We start from the raw sequence: 7,518 nt of genomic DNA, 5'->3' as shown, positions 1-7,518 counted from the left end.
GAGGGGGAGGGCATGGGCCTTGAGCCTAACAGAGCCTCCCGGCGCGGGTGAACAGGGGTTGCTTCGTCCGGCGCAGGGCGTTAGGCGCGCGGGATGCTCCGCCTTCCCTTCCTCTTCCTGGCGAACCTCCTCCTGGGGCTGCGGCTGCTCCTGGGCCTGCCCTTTCGTCTGATGGCGGCGCGCAAAAGGCCCACGTGGATCCGCTTCCGGCTCGCGGGCGACCTCCCGTACCGCCCGCGCCCGGTGCAACGTTTCCGTATCGGCGGCACCCAGGTGGAACCCGCCACCGTGACGTCACTGGAGGTGCTGGGTAGAGCACTCAAGGTGCTGGCCGCGGATCCGAAGGTGGAGGGCGTCCTCCTGGAGCTGGAGGGCCTGGGCATCCCGGACGCCAAGCGGGAGGCCCTGCGCGCCCTGCTGACGGACTTCCAGGCCGCCGGCAAGCGGGTGGTGTCCTGGGCGGTGATGGTGGACACGGACGCCTACCCCGTGCTGGGCGCGGCGGACGAGGTGCTGCTCGCCCCCATGGGCCGGGTGGAGCTGGTGGGCTACGCCGCCGAGGCCACGGTGCTGGGCGAGGCCTTCGGCCGGGTGGGCATCCACGCGCACTTCGCCCGGCGTGGTGACTACAAGACGGCGCCGGAGCTCTTCACGGACGGCAAGGTGTCCGACATCCAGCGCCAGACGCTGGAGTCCTTCCTGGACGAACGCTATGCCGCGCTGGTGGAGGCCATCTCCCGCGACCGGAGCAAGACCCCGGAGGAGGCGAAGGCGCTCATCGACTCCGGGCCCTACAGCGCGAAGCGGGCGCTGGAGGCGGGGCTGGTGGACGGGCTGGTCCACGAGGCGGACCTGGGCGCGCACCTGGGCCTGGAGGCGAAGAAGGACGAGGAGCCGCCGGTGCCCACGTATGACGCATACCTGGCGACGCTCGCGTTCCCGCCGGTGAAGTGGCGAAGGCTGCGCCGCAAGCCCCGGCTGGCGGTGGTGGACGTGGCGGGCATCATCATCCCGGGCAGCGGCGGCGCGGGCCGGTTCGCGGCGGCGGACTCGGTGGTGAAGGCGCTGCGACGCGCGGCGAGGGACACGCGCGCGAAGGCGGTGGTGCTGGCGATTGGCAGCCCCGGCGGCTCCGCGCTCGCGTCCGAGCAGATTCTGGAAGCAGTGAAGCGCGTGGCGAAGCAGAAGCCCGTCATCGCGTACGTGGATCAGGTCTGCGCGAGCGGTGGCTACATGGCGGCCATTGGCGCGAAGGAGATCTGGTCCGCGCCGCATGCCGTCGTGGGCTCCATCGGCATCTTCGTGGGCAAGTTCGAGTACGGTGAGCTGCTGGAGAAGCTGGGCATCCGCCGCACCACGCTGGCGCGGGGCGAGAACGCGGCCTTCTTCTCCTCCTCGCGAGGCTTCACGCCCCACGAGCGCGCCGCGCTGGAGCGCGAGGTGGAGGAGGGCTACCAGTCCTTCCTGGAGCTGGTGGCGCAGGCGCGAGGCCGGACGAAGGAGGAGATCCACCAGCGCGCGGAGGGGCGCGTCTATTCAGGGCTGCGCGCGAAGGAGGCGGGGCTGGTGGACCGCATCGGCGGCTTCGAGGACGTCTGCCGTCACGCGCTGGAAGAGGCGCGCGTGCCGTCGGACGACTTCGAGCTGGTGCGCTACGGCGGCGCCCGCGCGAAGCTGTCGCTGCTCAAGCTGCTGATGGGCGCGTCGCACCCGGCCACGTATGCCTTCTGCACCGCGGCCTGGAGCCTTCAGGGCTTCGGGACGCCGGGGCGCATCGACTAGCATGCGCGGCATGGTCCGCTCCTGCCCGGTCTGCCCCAGCCAGCCGTTGAACGCCGTCCAGGCCTCCGACGTGGAGGTGGACCTCTGTCCGCGCTGCAACGGCCTGTACTTCGACCGGGGGGAGCTGGAGCGCTTTCCGGACCGGCCGTCGCTCAAGCCCCTCCTGAACGCGGCGAAGCAGGCCGCTTCACGGTGCCGCAAGGGGGGACATCTCATCCCTCGCGCCCTGGCCGTCTGCGCCACCTGTAACGGTCAGCCCGTGGGCTGTCCCGGCTGTGGCGCCCGGCTGGCGCTGGTCAACGCGCGCGTGTGCAACGTGGACCTGTGCACGCACTGCGGAGGCACCTGGCTGGACGCGGGCAAGTTCGAGGCCCTGGAGAACGCCTCCGTGACGGCCCCCAAGGCCGCGCCCGCGTCCAACAAGGGATGGGAGGTCGCTCCCGCGACGGATGGGGGCGCGGACCCCTGGATGGCCCCGGGCGCCACGGCCGCGCTGCCGCCGTCGGACTCGCCCACGGGCGGCCTGGGCGTGCGCTCCCCGCTGTCCTGCGTCCAGTGTGGCATCCAGGTCTCCGTGGTCCATGCCCATGCGTTCAACGGCGACATCTACTGCCGGGAGCACCGCCCGAAGGGCGCCGTGGCGGGAGACAGCCTGCCCAAGCACCGTGACGCGAGCACCATGCCCACCCTGGACGCGTCGGACGGCATCGACCTGGCGGACATCGTGGTCTGGCTCTTCCGGCTGCTGCGCCGCTAGACCCTCGCGTGACGCCCGCCTGCCAGGAGCCCGGAGCACCGACGGGACATTGCCCACCCTGGAGCAGGGGTCTACCCTGCCGCGCCAGTGATGACCCGCCTTGCTCCCCTGAGCCTCCTGTTGTTGGGCACCGCCTGCGCCACCGCGTCCCGTGAACCGGCCTCGGTGGCGGAGGCGTACGCGAAGGCGCTGGAGGAGAACCGCCTGTCGGACGCCTACCGCCTGACGACCGGCGGCCCGGAGGGCGAGGGTGCCTTCCTGGACGAGTACTCCGACGCAGCCGCCCGGAAGGAGCGCGCCACCGCCGTCCGCGCGGGCACGGGCGTGCTGGAGGCCCGGGCCCCGTCCGTCACGCTGGCCCGCCAGGGCGAGGACTGGCGCGTGGTGGAGTCCCGCCCCGCGGACGTGCCCCGGGCGGCGCTGAAGAAGTTCCTGGATGAGGTGGAGTCCCGCGACTGGAAGGGCGCGTGGGGCCTGCTCGCCTCGCCGCTGCGGGCCCGCTACACGCCGGAGCGCCTGCGGGACGACTTCGAGCGCGAGCCCCTGGCGAAGGAGCGCCTGCGCCGCGCCCGGCTGGCGCTCAACACCCACGTGCGCGTGGCGGCGGGCGAGGCCCTGTTCCCCCTGGGCGGCGAGCGCGCGGTGCGCCTGGTGCTGGAGGACGGCGAGTACCGGGTGGCCGCTATCGAATGAAGGCCAGAAGCCGCGCGCGCTCCGGGCCCGGTGGATGGCCGGGCGGCCTGCGGAGATGTGCGTTAAACGACGTTGACAGCCCCCGGAGTGCTGGCAATCTCCGCCCCCCTTCAAGCGTGCAAACGCCCGTTTTCAAAAGGTTTCAGGTGTCCCGATGAGCGTCTCCCAGGCCGATGTGATGACGGCCATGTCGAAGGTGATCGACCCCGAGCTGCACGTCGACCTGGTGAAGGCCGGGATGGTGAAGGACGTGCGCGTCACCGGCGACACGGTGAAGTTGAAGATCGAGCTGACCACGCCCGCGTGCCCCATGAAGGGGAAGATCCAGGCGGACGCGGAGGCGGCGCTCAAGGCGGTGCCGGGCCTGAAGTCCTTCGACATCGAGTGGGGCGCCCAGGTGCGCGGCGTCGCTGGCGGCTCCGGTGGCGGGGCCCTGCTGCCGGGCGTGAAGAACATCCTGCTCGTGGGCGCCGGCAAGGGCGGCGTGGGCAAGAGCACGGTGGCGGTGAACCTGGCCACGTCGCTGGCGCAGCACGGCGCGAAGGTGGGCCTGCTGGACGCGGACTTCTACGGCCCCTCCGTGCCGCTGATGACGGGCACCGCGGACAAGCGCCCGGTGAGCCCCAACGGCAAGACGCTGGATCCGCTCATTGCCCACGGCATGAAGGTCATGTCCATTGGCTTCCTGGTGGAGGCGGATCAGGCGCTCATCTGGCGCGGCCCCATGCTCCACGGCGCCCTGATGCAGCTGGTGCGCGACGTGAACTGGGGGGAGCTGGACTACCTCATCCTGGACCTGCCCCCGGGCACGGGTGACGTGGCGCTGACGCTGTCGCAGTCCGTGCGGGCCGCGGGCGCGGTGCTGGTGACGACGCCGCAGGACGTGGCGCTGGCGGACGTGGTGCGCGCCAAGCAGATGTTCGACAAGGTCCACATCCCCGTGCTGGGCATCGTGGAGAACATGAGCCAGTTCATCTGCCCGCACTGCTCCAAGAGCACGCCCATCTTCAACCACGGCGGCGGGCGCAAGGCGGCGGAGATGTTCGGCATTCCATTCCTGGGGGAGATCCCGCTCGACCTCAAGGTGCGCGAGGCAGGAGACTTGGGCGTGCCGGTGGTGGTGGGGCACAAGGACAGCCCGGAGGCACAGGCCTTCCAGGACGTCGCCCGGGCAATCGCGGGCCGCGTGTCCGCGCAGTCCATGAAGAGCGTGCCCCTGCCGGTGATGCAGGCCCGGTAGGGCTCAACTGAAGTGAAGGAGACCCCGCATGGCCCCGGCCGGCAACGACGACCTCCCGCCTGATCCGCTGTTCGACGACGACTCGGAGCAGCAGTCCGGCCGGGAGGCCCGCACGGGCGGCTTCGTGCCGGACTTCGTGCGGCGCATGGCGGTGGCCGGCATGGGCGCGGTCTTCATGGGCGAGGAGGGCATCCGTGCCCTCGCCGGCCAGCTGAAGCTCCCCAAGGAGGCGCTGGGCTTCATCCTCTCCCAGGCGGAGAAGACCAAGGACGACATCAGCCGCGTCGTCACGGAGGAACTGCGCCGCTTCATGCAGTCGGAGAAGCTGCGCGACGAGTTCCTCAAGCTGCTCTCCGGCATGACGGTGGAGGTGAAGGCGCAGATCCGCCTGGTGCCGTCGGAGAAGTCCGAAGAGGCGCCCGCGCCGGAGCCGGAGCCGCACCCCACCAAGGCCTCCAAGAAGGCCGCGGAGGCGCCCACCGCGCGCGTGGTCATCACCGACGTGAACGCGCGCCGGCCCGCCTCCAAGCGCTCGAAGCGGGAGTAGGGACGTGGCGGAGGAAGCACCGCGCCGCACCTGGCGCACCCATCCCCTGATCAAGCGGCTGGCGCTCATCGCCATCGTCGCGGTGGGGCTGTGGCTGTGGAAGGCCACGGACCTGCCGGAGCGGCAGATCATCCTCCAGCTCACCGGAGACGGCTGGAGCAGCGCGCGCGCCCTGGACCTCCAGGTGCTGGACGACGAGGAGCACATCCTCAAGCGCGAGGAGCTTTTCTTCGCCAACGGGCCGCCCCCGGAGGTGACGTTCAAGATGCGCCTGCCGGAGGGCACCTTCCGCGCGCTCCTGTTCGTGAAGGTGGAGGGCCGCGAGCCGCGCGTGCGCGTGGAGGAGCGGCTCACGGTGGGCGAAGGTGAGGCCATCGTCCGCCAGCCGAGGCTGCCCGCCGCCAGTCGTTGACCCTCCTGGGGGCGTGCGTTATGGCCGCCGGCACAGGAGAGAAGACGCCATGGCTACGGAACACATCGTCGTCGTCGGAGCAGGGCAGATGGGCGCGGGCATCGCGCAGGTGGCGCTCCAGGCGGGCTTGCGCGTGTCGCTGGTGGACGTCAACAAGGACGGGCTCGCCAAGGGCGCGGACCGCATCAAGGCCGGCCTGAAGAAGCTGGTGGAGAAGGGCAAGCTGGACGCGGCGAAGCAGCAGGCCGCCGAAGGAAACCTCGCCACCTTCACCAGCGCGCGCGACGCGAAGGACGTGGACGTCGCCATCGAGGCCGTCACGGAGAACGAGGACCTCAAGCGCCGCATCTTCCTGGAGCTGGACGAGGTCGTCCGCCCCGGCGGCATCCTCGCCACCAACACGTCGTCCATCCCCATCACGCGCATCGCCGCGGCCACGAAGCGCCCGGAAGCCGTCATCGGGATGCACTTCATGAACCCCGTGCCCGTGATGCAGCTGGTGGAGCTGATCCGCGGCGCGGCCACCAGCGATGAGACCTACGCCACCATCCGCACGATGGCCGAGCGCATGGGCAAGACGACGGTGGTCTCCAAGGACTACCCGGGCTTCATCGTCAACCGCATCCTCATCCCCATGCTCAACGAGGCCTGCTTCGCGCTGATGGAGGGCCTGGGCACCGCGGAGGACATCGACACCGCGATGAAGCTGGGCACCAACCAGCCCATGGGCCCGCTGCAGCTGGCGGACTTCATCGGCCTGGACACGGTGCTCTACATCGCCGAGGTGCTCCACAAGGGCCTGGGCGACTCCAAGTACCGCCCGTGCCCGCTGCTGCGTCAGTACGTGGACGCCGGCTGGTACGGCAAGAAGTCCGGCCGCGGCTTCTACAAGTACTAGGCCTTCCGGAGACACCACATGGACTACCAGAACATCAAGTTCGAGAAGGACGGCGCCATCGCCATCCTCACCGTGGACCGCCCCAAGGCGCGCAACGCGCTCAACAGCGCCACGTTCCACGAGATGGACCACGCGCTGCGCTCGCTGAAGGACGACACGCGCGCGCTCATCGTCACCGGCGGCGGGGACAAGTCCTTCGTCGCGGGCGCGGACATCGCGGAGATGTCCACCATCAGCGCCGCGCAGGCCCGTGAGTTCTCCGCGCTGGGGCACCACGTCTTCGCGTCCCTGGAGAACCTGCCCATCCCCACCATCGCGGCCGTGAACGGCTTCGCGCTGGGCGGCGGCCTGGAGCTGGCCCTGGGCTGCGACCTCATCTACGCGTCGGAGAATGCGCAGCTGGGCGTGCCGGAAGTCGCCCTGGGCGTCATCCCGGGCTTCGGCGGCACGCAGCGCCTCACGCGCCTCCTGGGCCGCGCCCGCGCCAAGGAGCTGCTCTTCACCGCGGACCGCATCGACGCGGCGAAGGCGAAGGAGATCGGCCTCGTGTTGGAGGTGCTGCCTCCGGATCAGCTCATGGCCCACTGCAAGGCCGTGGCCGCCAAGATCCTCAAGAACGGCCCGCTCGCGGTGGCCCAGGCCAAGCGCGTGGTGGAGTACGGCGCGGACCAGGACCTGCGCGCCGCCAACGAGCTGGAGCGCCAGGGCTTCGCGGTCCTCTTCGGTTCGGAGGATCAGCGCGAGGGCATGGCCGCGTTCCTCGCCAAGCGTCCGGCCAACTTCCAGGGCAAGTGACGTGAAGCACGCGGTCGCGGCCGGGAGCCTGCTGTGCTTCCTGGCCGCGCCGCCGGCCCAGGCGGAGGAGCGTGAGCCCCGCGCCCCGGCCCTGGTGTCCTGGAAGCGCACGCTGTGTCTCTACACGCTGTGCTTCCTGGAGCCCGCCATCCCGGACCTCCGCCGCGAATGGGGGGACGGCGCCCACTGGGTGCTCTCCTGGCCCATCCACCCGTGGGCCACGCCACCCCTGGACGTACCCGGCGTGTTGGGTCCCACGCTCATCCTGTCACCCTTCGTGGAACCCCAGCTGCGGCTGCGGCCGTCCACCTTCCGCCTGCTCGCCGGGGCCCGCGCGTACGCCTTCCCGGACGCATCCCGCTTCGGCGTGCTGGCCGAGGGCTGTCTCTTATAC

General features: G+C 70.8%; 8 protein-coding genes and 1 pseudogene. All 9 read left to right on the top strand.

Annotation, left to right across the window (positions count from 1 at the left end):
* The first annotated feature begins 93 nt into the window (after window positions 1–93).
* A complete protein-coding gene (sppA, locus tag D7W81_RS37860; RefSeq protein ID WP_120560235.1) occupies window positions 94–1,782 on the top strand; it encodes a signal peptide peptidase SppA in 1,689 nt (562 codons plus the stop codon).
* 10 nt (window positions 1,783–1,792) lie between these two features.
* Entirely contained in the window at window positions 1,793–2,539 is a 747-nt protein-coding gene (locus D7W81_RS37855) for a TFIIB-type zinc ribbon-containing protein (RefSeq protein ID WP_158621769.1), read from the top strand.
* Window positions 2,540–2,629: 90 nt separating this feature from the next.
* A complete protein-coding gene (locus D7W81_RS37850; RefSeq protein WP_120560233.1) occupies window positions 2,630–3,232 on the top strand; it encodes a hypothetical protein in 603 nt (200 codons plus the stop codon).
* Between the two features lie 154 nt (window positions 3,233–3,386).
* Window positions 3,387–4,472 (top strand): iron-sulfur cluster carrier protein ApbC, encoded by a 1,086-nt coding sequence (apbC, locus tag D7W81_RS37845; protein ID WP_120560232.1) that lies wholly within the window; start codon window positions 3,387–3,389, stop codon window positions 4,470–4,472.
* A 28-nt stretch (window positions 4,473–4,500) separates the two neighbouring features.
* Window positions 4,501–5,019, top strand: coding sequence for a hypothetical protein (locus D7W81_RS37840; protein ID WP_120560231.1), 519 nt, complete (start codon window positions 4,501–4,503; stop codon window positions 5,017–5,019).
* Between the two features lie 4 nt (window positions 5,020–5,023).
* Complete coding sequence (locus D7W81_RS37835; protein WP_120560230.1) at window positions 5,024–5,431, top strand: hypothetical protein; 408 nt, start codon at window positions 5,024–5,026, stop codon at window positions 5,429–5,431.
* 49 nt (window positions 5,432–5,480) lie between these two features.
* Window positions 5,481–6,329 (top strand): 3-hydroxyacyl-CoA dehydrogenase family protein, encoded by an 849-nt coding sequence (locus D7W81_RS37830; RefSeq protein ID WP_120560229.1) that lies wholly within the window; start codon window positions 5,481–5,483, stop codon window positions 6,327–6,329.
* A gap of 18 nt (window positions 6,330–6,347) precedes the next feature.
* Window positions 6,348–7,124 carry an enoyl-CoA hydratase-related protein gene (locus tag D7W81_RS37825; protein ID WP_120560228.1) on the top strand — a complete coding sequence of 259 codons (777 nt, stop codon included), beginning with the start codon at window positions 6,348–6,350 and terminating at the stop codon, window positions 7,122–7,124.
* A 1-nt stretch (window position 7,125) separates the two neighbouring features.
* Window positions 7,126–7,518 (top strand): annotated as a pseudogene (locus D7W81_RS37820) (hypothetical protein); the annotation flags it as partial.

This window comes from Corallococcus aberystwythensis, assembly GCF_003612165.1.
Lineage (GTDB): Bacteria > Myxococcota > Myxococcia > Myxococcales > Myxococcaceae > Corallococcus > Corallococcus aberystwythensis.
The sequence above is the reverse complement of the archived record's forward strand: the minus strand, read 5'-3'. Positions and strand labels throughout refer to the sequence as shown.

Bases quoted from the DNA above. Each gene is read 5' to 3' on its own strand.
- sppA (WP_120560235.1), top strand. From the start codon at position 94: ATGCTCCGCCTTCCCTTCCTCTTCCTGGCGAACCTCCTCCTGGGGCTG.
- D7W81_RS37855 (WP_158621769.1), top strand. From the start codon at position 1,793: ATGGTCCGCTCCTGCCCGGTCTGCCCCAGCCAGCCGTTGAACGCCGTC.
- D7W81_RS37850 (WP_120560233.1), top strand. From the start codon at position 2,630: ATGACCCGCCTTGCTCCCCTGAGCCTCCTGTTGTTGGGCACCGCCTGC.
- apbC (WP_120560232.1), top strand. From the start codon at position 3,387: ATGAGCGTCTCCCAGGCCGATGTGATGACGGCCATGTCGAAGGTGATC.
- D7W81_RS37840 (WP_120560231.1), top strand. From the start codon at position 4,501: ATGGCCCCGGCCGGCAACGACGACCTCCCGCCTGATCCGCTGTTCGAC.
- D7W81_RS37830 (WP_120560229.1), top strand. From the start codon at position 5,481: ATGGCTACGGAACACATCGTCGTCGTCGGAGCAGGGCAGATGGGCGCG.
- D7W81_RS37825 (WP_120560228.1), top strand. From the start codon at position 6,348: ATGGACTACCAGAACATCAAGTTCGAGAAGGACGGCGCCATCGCCATC.